General features: G+C 63.1%; 14 protein-coding genes. 5 read left to right on the plus strand and 9 right to left on the minus strand.

All coding sequences use genetic code 11. From position 1 onward, the window contains the following. Positions 1-33 precede the first annotated feature (33 nt). Together HWX91_RS22565 and HWX91_RS22570 are read right to left on the minus strand one after the other, a co-directional pair. The gene (locus tag HWX91_RS22565; protein ID WP_028196860.1) at positions 34-1,209 is read right to left on the minus strand and encodes a vWA domain-containing protein; all 1,176 of its coding nucleotides are present in this window, start codon (positions 1,207-1,209) and stop codon (positions 34-36) included. Positions 1,210-1,281: 72 nt separating this feature from the next. Continuing rightward, entirely contained in the window at positions 1,282-2,124 is an 843-nt protein-coding gene (locus tag HWX91_RS22570; RefSeq protein ID WP_012432267.1) for an AAA family ATPase, read from the minus strand. A 451-nt stretch (positions 2,125-2,575) separates the two neighbouring features. Here HWX91_RS22570 and HWX91_RS22575 point away from each other — a divergent pair, with 451 nt between their 5' ends. Together HWX91_RS22575 and HWX91_RS22580 are read left to right on the plus strand one after the other, a co-directional pair. Continuing rightward, positions 2,576-2,944 carry a c-type cytochrome gene (locus HWX91_RS22575; protein WP_028196861.1) on the plus strand — a complete coding sequence of 123 codons (369 nt, stop codon included), beginning with the start codon at positions 2,576-2,578 and terminating at the stop codon, positions 2,942-2,944. 59 nt (positions 2,945-3,003) lie between these two features. Then, positions 3,004-3,387 (plus strand): c-type cytochrome, encoded by a 384-nt coding sequence (locus HWX91_RS22580; RefSeq protein WP_028196862.1) that lies wholly within the window; start codon positions 3,004-3,006, stop codon positions 3,385-3,387. A gap of 133 nt (positions 3,388-3,520) precedes the next feature. Here the strand turns inward: HWX91_RS22580 and HWX91_RS22585 are convergent, their stop codons facing one another. From HWX91_RS22585 to rsxB, 3 genes are all read right to left on the minus strand, one after another. Beyond that, the gene (locus tag HWX91_RS22585; RefSeq protein WP_028196863.1) at positions 3,521-3,955 is read right to left on the minus strand and encodes a DUF1841 family protein; all 435 of its coding nucleotides are present in this window, start codon (positions 3,953-3,955) and stop codon (positions 3,521-3,523) included. A 107-nt stretch (positions 3,956-4,062) separates the two neighbouring features. Next, a complete protein-coding gene (nth, locus tag HWX91_RS22590) occupies positions 4,063-4,707 on the minus strand; it encodes an endonuclease III (RefSeq protein WP_028196864.1) in 645 nt (214 codons plus the stop codon). 26 nt (positions 4,708-4,733) lie between these two features. Then, positions 4,734-5,582: an electron transport complex subunit RsxB gene (rsxB, locus tag HWX91_RS22595; protein WP_028196865.1), complete on the minus strand. Its 849-nt coding sequence runs from the start codon at positions 5,580-5,582 to the stop codon at positions 4,734-4,736. A gap of 230 nt (positions 5,583-5,812) precedes the next feature. Here rsxB and HWX91_RS22600 point away from each other — a divergent pair, with 230 nt between their 5' ends. Beyond that, positions 5,813-6,445: a TetR/AcrR family transcriptional regulator gene (locus HWX91_RS22600; RefSeq protein WP_028196866.1), complete on the plus strand. Its 633-nt coding sequence runs from the start codon at positions 5,813-5,815 to the stop codon at positions 6,443-6,445. Between the two features lie 107 nt (positions 6,446-6,552). On the opposite strand, the gene HWX91_RS22605 is transcribed toward HWX91_RS22600, so the two are convergent. Together HWX91_RS22605 and HWX91_RS22610 are read right to left on the minus strand one after the other, a co-directional pair. Continuing rightward, on the minus strand, positions 6,553-7,830 hold the full coding sequence (locus HWX91_RS22605) for a polyhydroxyalkanoate depolymerase (RefSeq protein WP_028196867.1): 1,278 nt from the start codon (positions 7,828-7,830) through the stop codon (positions 6,553-6,555). Between the two features lie 179 nt (positions 7,831-8,009). Further along, the gene (locus HWX91_RS22610; protein WP_028196868.1) at positions 8,010-9,890 is read right to left on the minus strand and encodes a glycoside hydrolase family 15 protein; all 1,881 of its coding nucleotides are present in this window, start codon (positions 9,888-9,890) and stop codon (positions 8,010-8,012) included. Positions 9,891-10,131: 241 nt separating this feature from the next. Here HWX91_RS22610 and HWX91_RS22615 point away from each other — a divergent pair, with 241 nt between their 5' ends. Next, positions 10,132-10,377, plus strand: a complete 246-nt coding sequence (locus HWX91_RS22615; RefSeq protein WP_028196869.1) for a hypothetical protein — start codon at positions 10,132-10,134, stop codon at positions 10,375-10,377. 312 nt (positions 10,378-10,689) lie between these two features. Here the strand turns inward: HWX91_RS22615 and HWX91_RS22620 are convergent, their stop codons facing one another. Beyond that, positions 10,690-10,842, minus strand: a complete 153-nt coding sequence (locus tag HWX91_RS22620) for a DUF3096 domain-containing protein (protein ID WP_081833067.1) — start codon at positions 10,840-10,842, stop codon at positions 10,690-10,692. 154 nt (positions 10,843-10,996) lie between these two features. Here HWX91_RS22620 and HWX91_RS22625 point away from each other — a divergent pair, with 154 nt between their 5' ends. Continuing rightward, positions 10,997-12,289, plus strand: a complete 1,293-nt coding sequence (locus tag HWX91_RS22625; protein WP_028196870.1) for a lactonase family protein — start codon at positions 10,997-10,999, stop codon at positions 12,287-12,289. Between the two features lie 163 nt (positions 12,290-12,452). Here HWX91_RS22625 and HWX91_RS22630 read toward each other — a convergent pair whose 3' ends face one another. Continuing rightward, a complete protein-coding gene (locus HWX91_RS22630; RefSeq protein ID WP_028196871.1) occupies positions 12,453-16,346 on the minus strand; it encodes an FtsK/SpoIIIE family DNA translocase in 3,894 nt (1,297 codons plus the stop codon). Positions 16,347-16,391 lie beyond the last annotated feature (45 nt).

Consider the following 16,391-nt stretch of genomic DNA (forward strand, 5'->3'; position numbering starts at 1 on the left):
CTTTATTATAGTTGGGACAAAAACGCGGTCTGATTATTTGCTCAATACGCGCATTGCCGTTTCGAGCCCGGCGAGAGTGAGCGGGTACATGCGATGGCCTAGCACTTCGCGGATCGCGCTGACCGACTGCCGGTAGGCCCACAAACCTTCCGGCTCCGGATTGAGCCACGCGTAGTGCGGGAAATGATCGGCGAGGCGGCGCAGCCAGACGGCGCCGGCTTCGGCGTTGTTGTACTCGACCGAGCCGCCCGGTTGCAACACTTCATAGGGACTCATGGTCGCGTCGCCGACAAAGATCAGCTTGTAGTCGGGCGTGAACTTGTGCAGCAGGTCCCACGTGGGCATGCGCTCGGCGTGGCGGCGGCGATTGTTCTTCCACAGGAAATCGTACACACAGTTGTGGAAGTAATAGAACTCGAGATGCTTGAATTCTGCCTTGGCGGCGGAAAAGAGCTCTTCGGTGCGTTTGATGTGATCGTCCATCGAGCCGCCCACGTCGAGCAGCATCAACACTTTGACCTTATTGTGCCGCTCCGGGACCATCTTCAGGTCGAGCCAGCCGGCGTTCGCGGCGGTGCTGCGGATCGTGTCGGGCAGATCGAGTTCTTCGGCGGCGCCTTCGCGGGCGAACCGGCGCAGGCGGCGCAACGCGATCTTGATGTTGCGCGTGCCGATTTCGACCTGGTCGTCGTAGTCCCGATAGGCGCGCGCTTCCCACACTTTCACCGCCGTGCGGTTGCCCGCCGCGTCGCCGCCGATGCGTACGCCTTCAGGGTTGTAGCCGCCGTTGCCGAACGGCGAGGTGCCGCCCGTGCCGATCCATTTGTTGCCGCCTTCGTGGCGCTCTTTCTGCTCGTCGAACAGCTCCTTGAGGCGCTCCATTAGCTTGTCGAGGCCGCCCATCGCTTCGATCTGCGCTTTTTCCTCGGGCGACAGATCGCGTTGCAGCTTCTTCTTGAGCCAGTCGAGCGGGACGTCGAAGGCAAGCTCCGAGGCCTTCGCGACGCCGTTGAAATAGGCGCCGAACGCCTGGTCGAACTTGTCGAAATACTGCTCGTCCTTGACCAGCGTGATGCGCGCGAGATAGTAGAACTCGTCGAGCGACGGCGCGATCACATTGGCTTTGAGCGCTTCGAGCAGCGTCAGGTATTCCTTGACCGACACCGGCAGTCTGGCGGCGCGCAGCGAGTAGAAGAAGTCGATCAGCATGCTGTGTCCTCGGCGGCGGATGTGCGGCGCGGCGCCTTTATCAACGGGTATTCGCGGTCATCCAGCGGTCAATTAGCGGTTGTTGCGGTTCATGAAGATGAGCCGCTCGAACAGGCTCACGTCCTGTTCGTTCTTCAGAAGCGCGCCGTGCAGCGGCGGGATGATCTGCTTCTGGTCCGACGAGCGCAGCGCTTCGGGCGGAATATCCTCGGCGAGCAGCAGCTTCAGCCAGTCGAGCAGTTCCGAAGTGGACGGTTTCTTCTTCAGACCGGCGACGTTGCGCAACTCGAAGAAGCTCTGCATGGCCGCGGCGAGCAGTTCCTTCTTGATGCCGGGGTAGTGCACCTCGACGATCTGCTGCATCGTGACCGGGTCGGGGAATTTGATGTAATGGAAAAAGCAGCGGCGCAGGAACGCGTCGGGCAGCTCCTTCTCGTTGTTCGACGTGATGATCACGAGCGGGCGCTGTTTGGCGCGGATCAGCTCGTGGGTCTCGTACACGTAGAACTCCATGCGGTCGAGTTCGCGCAGCAGGTCGTTCGGGAATTCGATGTCGGCCTTGTCGATTTCGTCGATCAGCAGCACCGTTTGCTCGTCCGATTCGAACGCCTGCCACAGCACGCCCTTGACGATGTAGTTGCGGATGTCCTTGACGCGCTCGTCGCCGAGTTGCGAATCGCGCAGACGCGAAACCGCGTCGTACTCGTACAGGCCTTGCTGGGCCTTGGTGGTGGACTTGATATGCCACTGCAGCAGCGGCATGCCGAGAGCTGCGGCGACCTCTTCGGCGAGCATGGTTTTGCCGGTGCCGGGTTCGCCCTTGATCAGCAACGGGCGCTTGAGCGTCATCGCGGCGTTGACCGCGAGCTTGAGGTCGTCGGTGGCGACGTACTGCGATGAGCCTTCAAAACGCATGGCGAGATGCTCTTTTTTGGGAAAAAACCCAGTATAAGTCAGAAGGCCTGTTGCGCTGAAACAGGCTCGCGTATGGTTTCACCCGCGGTGTCGGACGTCGAAGCGAGCGCCCGCTGGGCTCGCGAACGACCCGCGTTTACCCGTAATGTCGGGTTCGCCCGGCGCGCCCGGTGGCTGACCGTGCCGGGTGGCGGGGCAGCTTGGGCGAGACTGGCCGGATCGCGGCGGTCGGCAGCGAGGCCGCGCGAATCGGGCGCGGCGGAGCAGAAAAGGCGTTAGCCGTGGCTTTGCGGCGCCCGGATGCGCCGCCGGCCCTGCCCGGTGGACGTTCGGCGCGACGTCGCGGTACAATTAGCCCGATTTTTTTGGCCTGCGTGGCTACCCATAAGAATAACGGCGCGGGCCGTTGCCTTTTCGGGCGCCCGTTTCCCCTCAAGCCAGGTTACATGCTATGAATAAATTCGTTGGCAAACACGTCGTGATCGCAGCGCTGTCGGTGCTCGCGGGCTATGCGGCCAGTGCGCAGGCAGCGGATGTCGTCGGCAACGCGAAGGCGGGCCAAGGCAAGGTCGCGATGTGTATTGGTTGCCACGGCATTCCTGAATACCGCACGGCTTACCCTGAGGTCTACCGCGTGCCCATGCTCGGCGGCCAGAATCAGGCGTACCTCGAGAACGCCATGCATGGCTACAAGAAGGGCGACCGCCACTTTGAAACGATGCACGCGATCACCGCGTCGCTTTCGGATCAGGACATCGCCGACATCGCTGCCTACTACGCAGCGCAAAATGGCTCTTCGAAAAACAATCCCGACAAGTGATCGGCGGCGCTGATCCATCCGGTCACTCGGCTATTTATATTCGCGGGATAGGAGAATTCATGAATAAGCCCCAACAGGCACTCCACACGGTGTTCAAGGCTGCATGCGCGTCGGCGGCAGTTATCGGTCTGGTTGCAGCGAACGTCGCGTACGCCGCTGACGCCGGCAACGGCAAGGTGCTGGCGGACAGCCACAACTGCGCGGCTTGCCACGGCGTCAACCTGAACAAGCCGGTGAGCCCGGAGTATCCGAAGCTCGCCGGGCAGCACGCCGATTACGTCTACTGGGCGCTGCGCCAGTATCAGATGGGCAACGGCAACCCGCACCTGGGTCGCAACAATCCGATCATGCAGGCGCAAGTGCAGAGCCTGTCGCAAAGCGACATGAAAGACATCGCGGCCTACGTCGAATCGCTGAACGGCGATCTGGTGCAGAAGAAGTAACAGCGTCGCGCTGTTTTTGCGTCGCGTGCAGGTTGAACGACACCCCGCTTCGGCGGGGTGTTTGCTTTTGAGGCCGAAGTTGGGTCATGGTGGAGGCGGCCGGCTTGCTGACCGCTGAGCCCGCCCACGCGCTTCAGTCCCGCGTGGCGCGTCGCTCGATACGCTGCAAATAGGCGTCTGTGTCCGGCGGGGTGCCGGTGCGCTGTGCTTCCCAGATGGTTTCGCCGAGACAGTCCATGATCGCGTGCTGCGCCTCGTGGGTCGAGCCGAGGCGGGCGGCGAGCCGCTCGTGCGCGGCGCGGATGCCCGGCGGCTGGTCGATCGACAGTTGCTCGCTGATCGCCAGATGCATCGACAGGTGCAGGAACGGGTTGGTCTGGCCGCGTTCGGGCGAATAGTCCTGAGCCTGGGCCGCTTCCGTATGGGTCAGATCGGCGTGAAATTCCGGATGCTCGACGATCCAGTCGGCAGCGATGGCTTCGAGCGGCGTCAGAATCTCGCCTTGACGCTGTTTGCGCCACGTGTCGGTGAAAAATTGACGGACTTCGTCGCGGCTGGGATTGAACATCGTAGGAACGTGCGGTTAAGGTACGGCTGGGTGTGGGGCGCGTCAGGCTTGCGTGCAGGGCGCTATTTTACGCCGTGGCCACTTGGCTTGCTGGCGGCGCGCCGCCCTCAAAGATCCGGCGGCGGCGTTTTGGGCCGGAATTCGCACAGCGGCTCGATCACGCAATGCCAGCATTCGGGCCGGCGCGCTTTGCACACATAGCGGCCGTGCAGAATCAGCCAATGGTGGGCATCCTTCTTGAACTCGGCGGGCGTGAATTTCTCCAGCGCCGCTTCGACCGCGCGCACGTCTTTGCCGGGCGCGAGCCCGGTTCGATTCGCAACCCGAAAGATGTGCGTATCGACGGCGATGGTTGGATGACCGAATGCCGTATTCAGAATCACGTTCGCCGTTTTGCGACCGACCCCCGGCAAGCTTTCGAGCGCCTCGCGATCTTCCGGCACTTCGCCGCCGTACTGGTCGAGCAAAATGCGGCAGGTCGCGATCACATTCTTCGCCTTGGTCCGGTACAGGCCGATCGTCTTGATGTAGCCGGCCACCCCTTCTTCGCCGAGATCGAATACCTGCTGCGGCGTGTTCGCGACCGGGAACATCTTGCGCATCGCCTTATTCACCGAGACGTCGGTGGCCTGCGCCGATAGCAGGACGGCGATCAGCAGTTCGAACGGAGTGGTGTACTCGAGCTCGGTCGTCGGATGCGGGTTGAGACTCTTAAGCGTCTCGTAGATGGCGCGGCGTTTGTTCGCGTTCATGCGCGGCGTACGGGTAGAGGTGAGGGTTAGCGCTTCGCTGGCGGAATAGCGGTGTTACCGGCGGTGTTATCCGCGGTGTTCTCCGCCGCGAGTCCGAGACGGCGGCGGCGTGCCTCGGCGGCGTCGATCTGCGCCTGCACGTCGGCGCTGACGCGCTCCGTATTTTGCGGACCCAGACCCTTGGCAGCCAACTCTTCTTTCTTCTGGCGCGCCCGTTCGAGAGCCGCCTGGATGATCGCGCGTTTTTTCGCGTCGGCGTCTTCAACGGCGGGTGCCGTGGGCGTTGCGGTGGCGCCGGTTTGCATGACCTGAGCCGGTGCGCCACCGACGGCTCGCCGCGCTGCAGCACGCGCTTCGGCCGCTTCGCGCTCGTGCGCGAGACGAGCTTCACGCCGGTTGTGGCGCTCGCGCGCGGCGTCGGCCTGCGCCTCGCTCCATGCGTCCCAGCCGGTTGCGTCACCGGTGACCGGCGGCATTGCGATGCAATCGACCGGGCAGGGAGGCACGCACAGGTCGCAACCGGTGCAGAGTTCGGCGATTACCGTGTGCATCTGTTTCGGTGCGCCAACTATTGCATCGACCGGACAGGCCTGCATGCACAGCGTGCAGCCGATGCAAACCTGTTCGTCGATAACCGCCAAAGGACGCGGCCGTTCGACGCCATTGGCGGAATTGAGCGGAATCACCGGTTGGCCAAGCAATGCGGCAAGACGGGCGACGCCCTCGGCGCCCCCCGGCGGGCACTGGTTGTAGCTGGCTTCGCCCTTGGCGACGGCCTCGGCATACGGACGGCATGCCGGATAGCCGCACTTGGTGCATTGCGTTTGGGGGAGCAGATCCTCAATGCGGTCTGGGAGTGTTTTGGAGTTGATCACGGTCACAACGTTGGTGCTTGCCTTGCGGCCGCGGGGCTTGAACTAAATAGCACATTATCGCCGATTTCCCCAATTGCCATCCGCAATCCATGTGCCATAATCGAAGCGCTTTTTCGAAAGACCGCATAAGGGTGTTCCCCCAACCAGCCCGTTCAGTGCTGTCGGTGCAAGGCCCGAGGAGAGGCCGGCGGCGCGATCCGGATAACGCGGCTCACGAAGACGATGCCACCATGAATCAGCCGAAAATCAAAAGAGATCCTGAAGGCACGCGGCGCCGCATTCTGCTTGCGGCGGCCGAAGAGTTTGCAAACGGAGGGTTGTTCGGCGCGCGAGTCGATCAGATCGCCCGCCGTGCGGAAACGAATGAACGCATGCTCTATTACTACTTCGGTAGCAAGGAGCAGCTTTTCACCGCGGTACTCGAGCACGCATTCAGCGCGCTCAATGAAGCAGAACGAACGCTCGAACTGAACGGTGTCGCACCGGTCGAGGCGGTGACACGTCTCGCGCATTTTGTTTGGGATTACTACCGCGATCATCCTGAGTTGCTGCGTCTCGTGAATAACGAGAATCTGCATGAGGCACGCTACATGCAGAAATCGACGCGCATCCGCGAAATGATTTCGCCTATCGTCGCCACGCTCGGCAGCATTCTTGAGCGGGGTCAACGCGCGGGGCTGTTTCGCACCAACGTCGATCCGTTGCGCTTTTACGTGACGCTGTCCGGCATGGGTTATTACATCGTGTCGAACCGCTTTACGCTCGAAGCAACGCTCGGTCGTGATTTCAGCAGTGCGAGCGAACGCAGTGAAGTGATTCAGATGAACACGGAGTTGCTGCTGGCGTATCTGTTGCGCAAGTAAGCCAAACTGCGGCTTAGCCTGAACGGCATAAGGCGCTGCATAAGAAATGCCAGAAACAACAACGGCCTCTGAAAAGAGGCCGTTGTTTATCTTCGTGCGTGCGCTGCTCAGGCTTCGACTTTTTCCTTCGCTACCTTCGGCGCCTTGTTGTGCTCGAGGATGAAGTCGCGCAACTGCGGATAGATGATGGTGCGCCAGCGGCGGCCCGAGAAAATGCCGTAGTGGCCGCATTTTTCCGCGGTGAAGTGACGCTTGTTCGCCTCTGGAATACCGCTGCACAGGCCTTGCGCAGCGAACGTCTGACCGTCGCCGGAAATATCGTCCAGCTCGCCTTCGATGGTGAAGAGCGCGGTCTTCGTGATGTCCTGCGGACGCACCCGTTCGCCCGCGACGTCCCACGTGCCTTCGGCCAGACGGAATTCCTGGAACACCACGCGGATCGTGTCGAGGTAATAGTCCGCATCCATGTCGAGCACCGCGTTGTACTCGTCGTAGAAACGGCGATGGGCTTCCGCATCGTCTTCGTCGCCGCGCAACAGGCTCTGGTAATAGTCCCAGTGCGAGGCCGCGTGCCGCTCCGGATTCATCGCGACGAAACCGGTGTGTTGCAGGAAGCCCGGGTAAACCTTGCGGCCCACCCCCGGATAGTTCGGCGGCACCGTGAAGATCACGTTGTTTTCGAACCATTCGTACGAGTGCTGGGTGGCGAGCGAGTTGACCGAGGTCGGGCTCTTACGCGCGTCGATCGGGCCGCCCATCATGGTCATGGTGCGCGGCGTGTCTTCGCCGCGGCTCGCCATCAGCGAAATGGCGGCGAGCACCGGGACGGTAGGCTGGCAAACCGAGATCACGTGCAGATTCTTCGCGCCGATGTGGCGGATGAATTCCTGGATGTAGGCGACGTAATCGTCGAGGTGAAACTCGCCTTCTTCGAGCGGCACCATGCGTGCGTCGATCCAGTCGGTCAGGTAGACCTTGTGGTCTTGCAGCAACGTGCGCACGGTATCGCGCAGCAGCGTGGCGTGGTGGCCTGACAACGGCGCGCACACCAGCACGACAGGCTCATCTTTCAATTGGGTAACAGCGTCGCTGTCGTCCGCGAAGCGCTTGAAGCGCATCAGGCGGCAAAACGGTTTCTCGATGATCGTTTGTTCGATGATCGGAATGTTGTGACCGTCTTTGACAATCTGATGAAGGTTGAACTCAGGCTTTTCGTAATCTTTTCCAAGCCGATAGAGCAGTTCGTATCCGGCGGAGAGGCGTGTGGCACCGGGCACATAGGCCAATGGGCTGGCGGGATTCGCGAACGATTTCGACGCGGCCTGAGCCCAGGCGGTGAGGGGGCTCAACATCGCCCGCTGGAATTCGTGCAGTTGGTAGAGCATGGGTGCTCCGTTTAAGCGGTTCGCATGGGGCTTGGCAAACACGCATGTGGCGTTGCGGCAGGCCGTACTGGTTGTGGGCACATTGATTTTCGGCCGACAGTCTGCTCGATCATACTGAACAAAGCGTACTTGTGCAATGCAGCAATTTGTGCGCGGGCTGCGCACAAACTGTCATTGAATCATGGTACTGGCGATGCTGCCGCGCCGCTATCGGGGGTTGCCGCAGCCTCAAGTTCTGCTGCCATGCTGCCGATATGGGACGGCTGTCCGGTTGCCTGCGCCATTTCCTGTTCGTGCTTCATCAGGTTCAGGCCGGTGTGGACCAGCGCGACGTGCGAAAACGCCTGCGGGAAGTTGCCGACCAGACGCTTCGCAGCGGGATCGTACTCTTCCGCGAGCAGACCGACGTCATTGCAGAGCGCGAGCAGCCGTTCGTACATCGCGATGGCCTCGTCCATGCGGCCTTGCAAGGCCAGGTTGTCCACCATCCAGAACGAGCAGGCGAGGAACGTGCCTTCGCCCGGCGGCAGGCCGTCGTCGAATTCCGTGGTGCGGTAGCGCATCACGAAGCCGTCGTGCATCAGATCCTTTTCGATCGCGGCTACTGTGCCTTTGATGCGCGGATCCTCGGGCCGCAGGAAGCCGACCAGCGGCATCAACAGGACGCTCGCATCGAGCTGGTCGCTGCCGTAAGACTGCGAGAACGCGTTGAGCGCCGGATTCCATGCCTTTGCGCAGACTTCCGCGTGAATGGTCGCGCGGGTGGCGCGCCATTCATCAAGAGGGCCTTCCAGCTTGAACATCTCGGCCGAGCGGATGGCGCGGTCGTAAGCGACCCACGCCATCACCTTCGAGAAGGTGAAGTGCTGACGGCCGCCGCGCGTTTCCCAGATGCCTTCGTCCGGCTCCTGCCAGATCGTGTCGAGATGGCCGAGCAACGCGCGCTGCACGTTCCATGCAGTGTCGTCCGCCTGCAGGCCGCCGACGCGCGCGAGATGCAGCGCGTTCATCACTTCGCCGTAAACATCGAGCTGACGCTGCCCGACCGCGTTGTTGCCGATCCGCACCGGCTTGGCATCCTGATAGCCCGGCAGCCAGTCGATTTCGAATTCGGGCAGGCGCCGCTCGCCGGCAATGCCGTACATGATCTGCAACTGATCGGGCGCGCCGGCCATCACGCGGCCGAGCCAGCTGCGCCACGCGCGGGCTTCGTCGTAGTAGCCGCCGCGCATCATAGCGAGCAGCGTGATGGTGGCGTCGCGCAGCCAGCAATAGCGGTAGTCCCAGTTGCGCGTGCCGCCCAACTGCTCCGGAAGCGACGTGGTGGGCGCGGCGACGATCCCACCGGTCGGCTCGTAGGCGAGCGCCTTCAGCGTAATCAGCGAGCGGCGGATGGGTTCAGCCCATCTGCCTTCCACCGTGCTGCGGGCCGACCATTCGAGCCAATGGTTCTCGGTGCGGGCGAGCGACGTGTGCGGATCGCGGCTCGGCGGAATGCGCAGATGCGAGGCCGCATAGGCCAGCGAAAACGGCACGCGCTCGCCTTCGCTCACGGTGAATTCCGCGACGGTCTTCATGTTCTCGCCGCGTAGTTCGACTGGTGTGCGCAGCACCGCGGTGTCCGGTCCGACGATGGCCTTGATGCCGCTGTCGTGCTTCAGCCGATCGACCCACGGAATCGAAAAGCCATAGTCGAAGCGCAGCACCAGTTCCATCCGCATGCGCACCGTGCCGCGTTTGCCGACCACGATCCGCACCATTTCCGACCAGCCGTTGCCCGGCGGCATGAAATCGATCAGCGTCACCGCACCCTCGGCTGTTTCGAAGTCGGTTTCGAGGATGAGCGTTTCGCCGCGATAACGGCGCGTGATCGTGGGCGGCGTATCCGAGACGGGTGAAATCAGCCAGCGGCCATTGTCGGGGGTGCCGAGCAGGGCGGCGAAGCAGGCGCCGGAGTCGAAGCGCGGCCAGCATAGCCAGTCGACGGACCCCTCCCGGGAGACGAGCGCGGCCGTGTGGCCGTCGCCGATAAGCGCATAGTCTTCGATGAGTGCGGGCATGGGCAACGTGTCAGTTTTACGCGAGGCGAAGTCCGCCGCGCGTGGGGTCGGTTTGCAAACTTTATTTTTTACCGGACTCGCGCGATGCGTTTTGGTTCAGCTCGCAATGCGGCAAAACGCGGGTTGGTAATTGTCAAATCACTGCCTACAATCATTTTTCATGCCGATGCGCGGAGCTCTCCGGATCATGCCTCGGCCTTGTCCATGACGTATGCCTATACCGTCTTCGAGGACCCAAGCGATGCTGAACCCGTCGAAATCCGATTGCATCACGATTCTCTCCGCCGCCAGTGAACTGGCCGACGATTCGTTGCTGCCGCTCGAACACAGTCGGCTGGGCCTGAGCCGCAATGGCATGCTGGCCGCGGCGCACTTTCTGATCGAACGGGCCTGCTTCCGCCGCTATCAGGAAGGTGACGGACATTATGCCGTCGGTGGATTGTCGTTGCAGGGAAGGTTGCGTCTCGACCAGCTTTCGAACGGCTGAGCGTCCGCTGCACGAGTTTGGGCCGAGCGAGCGGCTGTCTTGCCTCCGGCTCGCCGCGGGTCGAGGGAATCTGCCGCGCGCGGATTGCTTTGCCAAACCGCTTTGTCGCGCCGCTTCATCGCGCCGATTGTTGCGCTGCCGCAGCCGTCAGTCCACCTGCCACGCATGCCACCGTCCAAGCCGGTTCCGGTCCATGCGAGGCGTTGCCGGGCCGGCACTGCACCCGGCTTTGCCTCTTCGTGAGTCCTTGCGCGTCCTTGTGGGTCCTTGTGGGTCCCTGATCTTGCCGACCGTCCGGCTGACTGCGCTCGTCTAGAAGTGCGACGAGCCGACGCCGAAAATCCCAATGATGCCGATGATGATCAGGTAGAGCGCAACGATGAAATTCAACAGGCGCGGCATGACCAGGATCAGAATGCCGGCGATCAACGAAACAAGCGGGCCCAGGCTGAGTGTGACGTTCATGAAAGCTCCGTAGTGTGATAGGGGTGAGATTCACTGCATGATCCGACGCAACGCTTTTATACTTGCCTCGATAAAAATATTCGACCCATTGCGCGGCAGACCAGAGACACCGTTACAACCGAATCCACCAGATAACCGATGTCCAGGAGGTCCTATGCTTCGTCGTCACCGTGCCGTGATGCAGGCCGTTTCAAGCTCTTCTTTGCCTTCTGCTCAATCCACCTCATGGCGCGGCGCCCGGCCAGGTCCGTTGCGCTCCGCCCGCTCGATAATAAAAGGTTTCGTGCTCATGGTCTCGATTGTTGCTTCGCATGCGTTTGCGCAAGATTCTGGCCCGGTCCCCGCCGACGGCGTGTATGACATGCTGATCGGCACTTACACCGGCGGCAAGAGCGAGGGACTGTACGTCTATCGCTTCGACACGAAGACAGGCGAAGCGACGCGCGTGTCGGTCGCGCAGACCGTCAATCCGTCGTATCTCGTGGTCACTCCTGACCGGCGCTTCGTCTATGCGGTCAACGAGTTGCCCGGCGACAACGGTCCGGCTACGCAGCGCGGCGGCATCAGCGCGTTTCGCTTCGACGCCGCGGGCGGCCAGTTGAGCTTTCTCAACAAGGTTTCGTCGGACGGCAATGATCCGTGCTATCTGAAGCTGTCGCCGGACGGCAAATATCTGCTGACCGCGAACTACTCGGTGGCGGCCGATCCGGGCGGCAGCTTCGCGGTGTTTCCGTTGCAGGCGGATGGCCAGGTCGGCGCGTCGGTGCTCACGGTACATCATGAAGGCGGCGGTCCGGTAAAAGGACGTCAGGACAACTCGCACGTTCACTCCACCGTGTTCTCACCGGACGGTCACTATCTGTTCGCGCAGGACCTGGGCGCCGACAAGCTGTATTCGTATCGTTACACGCCGGACGGCAGCCGCGGCCTGTTCGGTCCGACCGAATGGCGCTACACCCAGGAGAAAGCCGGCACGGGTCCGCGCCATCTGGTGTTCGGCGCGGACGGCAAGCATGCCTATCTGACGAGCGAGTTGGCCGGCACCGTCAGCACCTTCAACTACGACGACGGCAGGCTCACCCAGGTGCAAACCATCCCGCTCGCCGAGCCCGGCTTCAAGGGCGCGGTGGGCGCCGCGGCGATTCATCTTTCGCCGGACGGGCGCTTCCTGTACGCCACCAATCGCGGCGATGCGAACGATATCGTGATCTTCTCCGTCGATCCGGCCAATGGTCATCTGAAGAAGATCGGCCGCCAGTCGAGCCTCGGTAAGTCGCCGCGCGAATTCGCAATCGATCCGACCGGCAACTGGCTGATCGTCGGCAATCAGAACAGCGATACGGTGGTGGTGTTCAGGCGCGATCCGCAGACCGGTTTGCTCGAAGCGAACCCGAAGCAGTTCGAACTGGGTTCGCCGGTGGACTTCAAGTTGGTGTCGCCGTCGTGAGTGTCGGTCGTGCGCGCGGCATGAACGGGTGTCGGCATTCGTGTGCCGCATGACATGAACGTGCTGGCCGTATAAGACAACGGGCCGCTCGGTGAACTGAGCGGCCCGTTTTTTTGGGCTGGTTCGGATTGGCGCTTGCCGGTTTTACAAGCGTATTTGCGTGTTATTCGGCCGGTCCCGGCGCGAGCACTTCGCGGCTGCCGTTGATGCCCATGGCCGACACCAGACCGGCGGTCTCCATCTGTTCGACCAGACGCGCCGCGCGGTTATAGCCGATGCGCAGCTGCCGCTGCACCGACGAGATCGACGCGCGCCGCGTACGCACCACGAAAGCGACGGCTTCGTCGTACAGCGGATCGGCTTCGGCCTCCGGCGCATCGCCGAACAGGTCCTGCGAAGCGCCTTCCGTGGCCGGACCGTCGAGAATGCCTTCTTCATATTGCGGCTCGCCGAACTGTTTCAGATACTCGACGATCCGATGCACTTCCTCGTCGGCGACGAATGCGCCGTGCACACGCTGCGGGTAACCCGTGCCCGGCGGCAGGAACAGCATGTCGCCCTGGCCGAGCAGCGATTCGGCGCCCATCTGATCGAGGATCGTGCGCGAGTCGATTTTCGACGACACCTGGAACGCCACGCGCGTCGGGATGTTCGCCTTGATGAGGCCGGTGATCACGTCCACCGACGGACGCTGCGTCGCCAGAATCAGGTGAATGCCGGCGGCGCGCGCTTTTTGTGCGAGACGCGCGATCAGCTCTTCGATCTTCTTGCCCGCCACCATCATCAGGTCGGCCAGCTCGTCGATCACGACGACGATCAGCGGCAGCGGCGCGAGCGGCTCGGGTGCTTCCGGCGTCAGCGAGAACGGGTTGCCGAGCTTTTTGCCCTTGGCTTCCGTATCGCGGATCTTCTGGTTGAAGCCGGCCAGATTACGCACGCCGACCGCGGACATCAGCCGGTAGCGCTTTTCCATTTCACCGACACACCAGTTCAGTGCGTTGGCCGCCAGCTTCATATCGGTGACGACCGGCGCAAGCAGGTGCGGAATGCCTTCGTACACAGACAGTTCCAGCATCTTCGGGTCGATCATGATGAGCCGCACTTCTTCAGGCGTCGCCTTGTAAAGCAGTGAGCAGATCATGGCGTTGATCGCCACGGATTTGCCCGAGCCCGTCGTACCGGCAACCAGCATGTGCGGCGCTTTCGCCAGATCGGCGACCACCGGATGCCCGGTGATGTCCTTGCCCATCGCCAGCGTCAATTGCGAATGCGAGTTCTGGTAGACGTTGGCTTCGAGGATTTCGGACAGGCGGATCGTCTGCCGCTTGGCGTTCGGCAATTCAAGACCCATGCAGGTCTTGCCGGGAATCGTCTCGACTACGCGGATCGACGTAAGACCGAGGCCGCGCGACAGGTCCTTCATCAGACCGACGATCTGACTGCCGCGCACGCCGAGTGCCGGCTCGATCTCGAAGCGCGTAATGACAGGACCGGCCGAGTGGCCGACCACCGTCACCGGCACCTTGAATTCCTGCAGACGCTGCTCGATCAGCAAGCCGGTTTCGATGAGTTTTTCTTCTGAAACAGGTTCGACGTCGGTATCGGCGCGCGCGAGCAGATCGAGTGTCGGCAGCTCGACCGTCGACGCCGCCGGCGCGCGGAATTCGAAGCCGTTCGCCGGGGCATGGCCGCGCAGCGGGGTGCGCTGCTGGACTGCGGGATCGGCAGGCTCGGCAAGCTCAGCGGGTTCGGTCGACGGTTCGGTTGCGAAGCGAGGCGCCGAGGGAGCGACAGGAACGGCCGGGGCTGGCGGAGCTGCGGGGATGTTCGGTGTGCTCTGTGCGCTTTGTGCACGCTGTGCATAAGCCAGCCCGTTAGCGGTTTCGTCGACGATGGTGGCGGCGCTCACCGGCGTGGCCTGACCCGTGAAGCCGGGGAAGCGAACCACGTTTGACGCGTGTGAAGCGACCTCTTGCGGCTGGACGGTCGCTGCGGGGGGCGGGGTGTCTGACGCATACGACGCACTCGACGAGTTCAAATCGTCGGAGAGGTTTGAGCTATCCGGTAGGGCGGGGGCGTCCGTCGTTTCTGCTTCGACTGGTGTGGCCGCTTCGTTCGCGCCTGGGACGTGCCATGGCGGGGTGGCGTGATGCATCGACACGACCTCGGCCGGCGCGACAGCCTCGATCCTGGTCTCCCAAGGCGCCAGCGGTTTATCGATGACGGCTTCGGCGATTACTGCGGGCGGCGCGGTATGGTCGGCCGTCGGCTCTTCTTCGAGGGGTGGCGGCACGTCCGCTTGCGCGCTGCTTGCGTGCAACTGGGCGGCGAAGGTTTGAAACGGCGTTGCGGTGCTCGCCGGCGCAGCATGTTGTATGGCTGGCAGCGGTGACGCTGTTTGCGCGTTCGCCTGCGTTTGCGCCGATGCCGGTGTCACTGCTGATGCTGCCGATGCCGTTGTCACTGCCGATGCCGATGCCGGTGCCGGTGCTGATGCCACCGTCAACGGCGCCTGAATGATCGGCGGCTCAATCGGCCATTGCACGACGGGCTCGCTGTCGTTCGCGATCGGCGTCTCGGATGCCGCTTCAATCCGTGTCGTTTCGACCGGTGGTTGAAGCGGCGGCGGGTTCGGCGCAGACTCGGCTACCTTCTGCAAAGGTACATCAACGCCCGGTGCCGCGCTCACTTCGACTTCGGTTGTGCGTGGCGAAGCCTCGCCAGATTGCGCAGCTTCGACCGCTGGTTCGGCGCTTAACGGATCCGTCGTGACCATCGTGTTTTCGCCGCCGCTGCTGCGCGCGAGGCTGACGCCGGCGATGTCGGTCCAGCGCGCGGCGTTTTCCGCGATGCTACGAAGCGTTTCCTGGACGCTGGCAGGCGGCGTGACTTTCTGCGCGGCGGGCATCGGCCGTGTATAGCTGGGTGCCGGCGTGCCGAGCGAAGCCGGACGCCGTGTGGGTTGAGCCGGCGTGACGCCGGTGTGCGTGCGCGGAGCGGGCGGGAACGGCGGTTGGGCCGCCGTGGAGCGACTTCCTTGAGATATGTCGGCCGCTCTACCTTGAGTCGCCGACGGCCGACCCGCGCCGGCCGAAGTGCTCGGCGTGAGACTGGGTGACAAACCGGACGACGGACTGGCGGCCGAACCGGTCGCCATTCGCGCGGCCGCCATGGTATGCAACGCTTGAGCCGCCGAACCCGCCGAACCCGTCGAACCCGCCGAACCCGCAGCGGGCGCGCGCGGCGTCGTTGCGGGCTCACGCAGCCATCCGCTCGGCGCGACCGGCTCGGTCGGCGTCCACGCTGCCTTGTCCGCTTTTAACGGGGGCGTGTGCGCGGGCGTCTGTGCTCGCACCGGCACGGGCCGTGGCGTCTGGCGCGGCGTCGTTCCAACGTCAGTCCGCAGCACCGGCTCCGCCTGCGCGGTCTGGCTGCGCGTCTTCATCGCGCCGGCGCGCCAGCTTGCCGCCGTGCCGCGCGCCGTTGCCTCCTTAGCCGTTGCCGCCCCCGCGGCGGCGCCGGCCGCAGTGGCGCCGCGGCCACCCGCCGGCGGCCGCCAGACTGTCGGACGCGCGTAACGTCCGTTGCTTTTAGGCGCCATCGTATTGGTGGCCGGCGAGACGTGCGACGGCAAACCGTCATCGACACTGCGATGGCGGCGCGCTTCCTCGTCACGCCGGGCGAGGCCGCGCGACAGCCCGAGGCCGAACGCCCCATCGGCCCACACGGCGATGTCGCGCCAGCGGAAGTCGATCAGCCAGGGCAAGCTGATCGCGAGCAGGGCGAGCGCCGCGAGCGGCGTGCCGATATGCCCGAGCAGATGACCGAAGCCCGCCGCCAGCGCGTGGCCGAAACCATTCACGCCGGCCGCGCCGATCAGCGACGCCTCCAGCGTGCAACTCGCCAGCATCACGCAGACGAAGCCGAGCCAGAGGCGGATCGTGCCGGGACCGCGCAAACCTGCGCCGCCTGGCAGCGCCGACTTCACGAGACGCCACAAAAGAGGAATGAACCAGACGGCTGACCCGCCGAACCAGCCGAAAACTACCGTGTGCATACTAGACATCAGCGAATGACGGACCCGCAAAAACGCAATCCGTCG

This window comes from Paraburkholderia fungorum (genome assembly GCF_902833645.1).
Classification (GTDB): domain Bacteria; phylum Pseudomonadota; class Gammaproteobacteria; order Burkholderiales; family Burkholderiaceae; genus Paraburkholderia; species Paraburkholderia fungorum.

Excerpts from the sequence above, each read along its gene's own strand:
- HWX91_RS22630 (WP_028196871.1), bottom strand. The coding sequence starts at position 16,346 with ATGCACACGGTAGTTTTCGGCTGGTTCGGCGGGTCAGCCGTCTGGTTC.
- HWX91_RS22600 (WP_028196866.1), top strand. The coding sequence starts at position 5,813 with ATGAATCAGCCGAAAATCAAAAGAGATCCTGAAGGCACGCGGCGCCGC.
- HWX91_RS22585 (WP_028196863.1), bottom strand. The coding sequence starts at position 3,955 with ATGTTCAATCCCAGCCGCGACGAAGTCCGTCAATTTTTCACCGACACG.
- HWX91_RS22570 (WP_012432267.1), bottom strand. The coding sequence starts at position 2,124 with ATGCGTTTTGAAGGCTCATCGCAGTACGTCGCCACCGACGACCTCAAG.
- HWX91_RS22575 (WP_028196861.1), top strand. The coding sequence starts at position 2,576 with ATGAATAAATTCGTTGGCAAACACGTCGTGATCGCAGCGCTGTCGGTG.
- HWX91_RS22605 (WP_028196867.1), bottom strand. The coding sequence starts at position 7,830 with ATGCTCTACCAACTGCACGAATTCCAGCGGGCGATGTTGAGCCCCCTC.
- HWX91_RS22580 (WP_028196862.1), top strand. The coding sequence starts at position 3,004 with ATGAATAAGCCCCAACAGGCACTCCACACGGTGTTCAAGGCTGCATGC.
- HWX91_RS22615 (WP_028196869.1), top strand. The coding sequence starts at position 10,132 with ATGCTGAACCCGTCGAAATCCGATTGCATCACGATTCTCTCCGCCGCC.
- HWX91_RS22620 (WP_081833067.1), bottom strand. The coding sequence starts at position 10,842 with ATGAACGTCACACTCAGCCTGGGCCCGCTTGTTTCGTTGATCGCCGGC.
- HWX91_RS22565 (WP_028196860.1), bottom strand. The coding sequence starts at position 1,209 with ATGCTGATCGACTTCTTCTACTCGCTGCGCGCCGCCAGACTGCCGGTG.
- HWX91_RS22610 (WP_028196868.1), bottom strand. The coding sequence starts at position 9,890 with ATGCCCGCACTCATCGAAGACTATGCGCTTATCGGCGACGGCCACACG.
- nth (WP_028196864.1), bottom strand. The coding sequence starts at position 4,707 with ATGAACGCGAACAAACGCCGCGCCATCTACGAGACGCTTAAGAGTCTC.
- HWX91_RS22625 (WP_028196870.1), top strand. The coding sequence starts at position 10,997 with ATGCTTCGTCGTCACCGTGCCGTGATGCAGGCCGTTTCAAGCTCTTCT.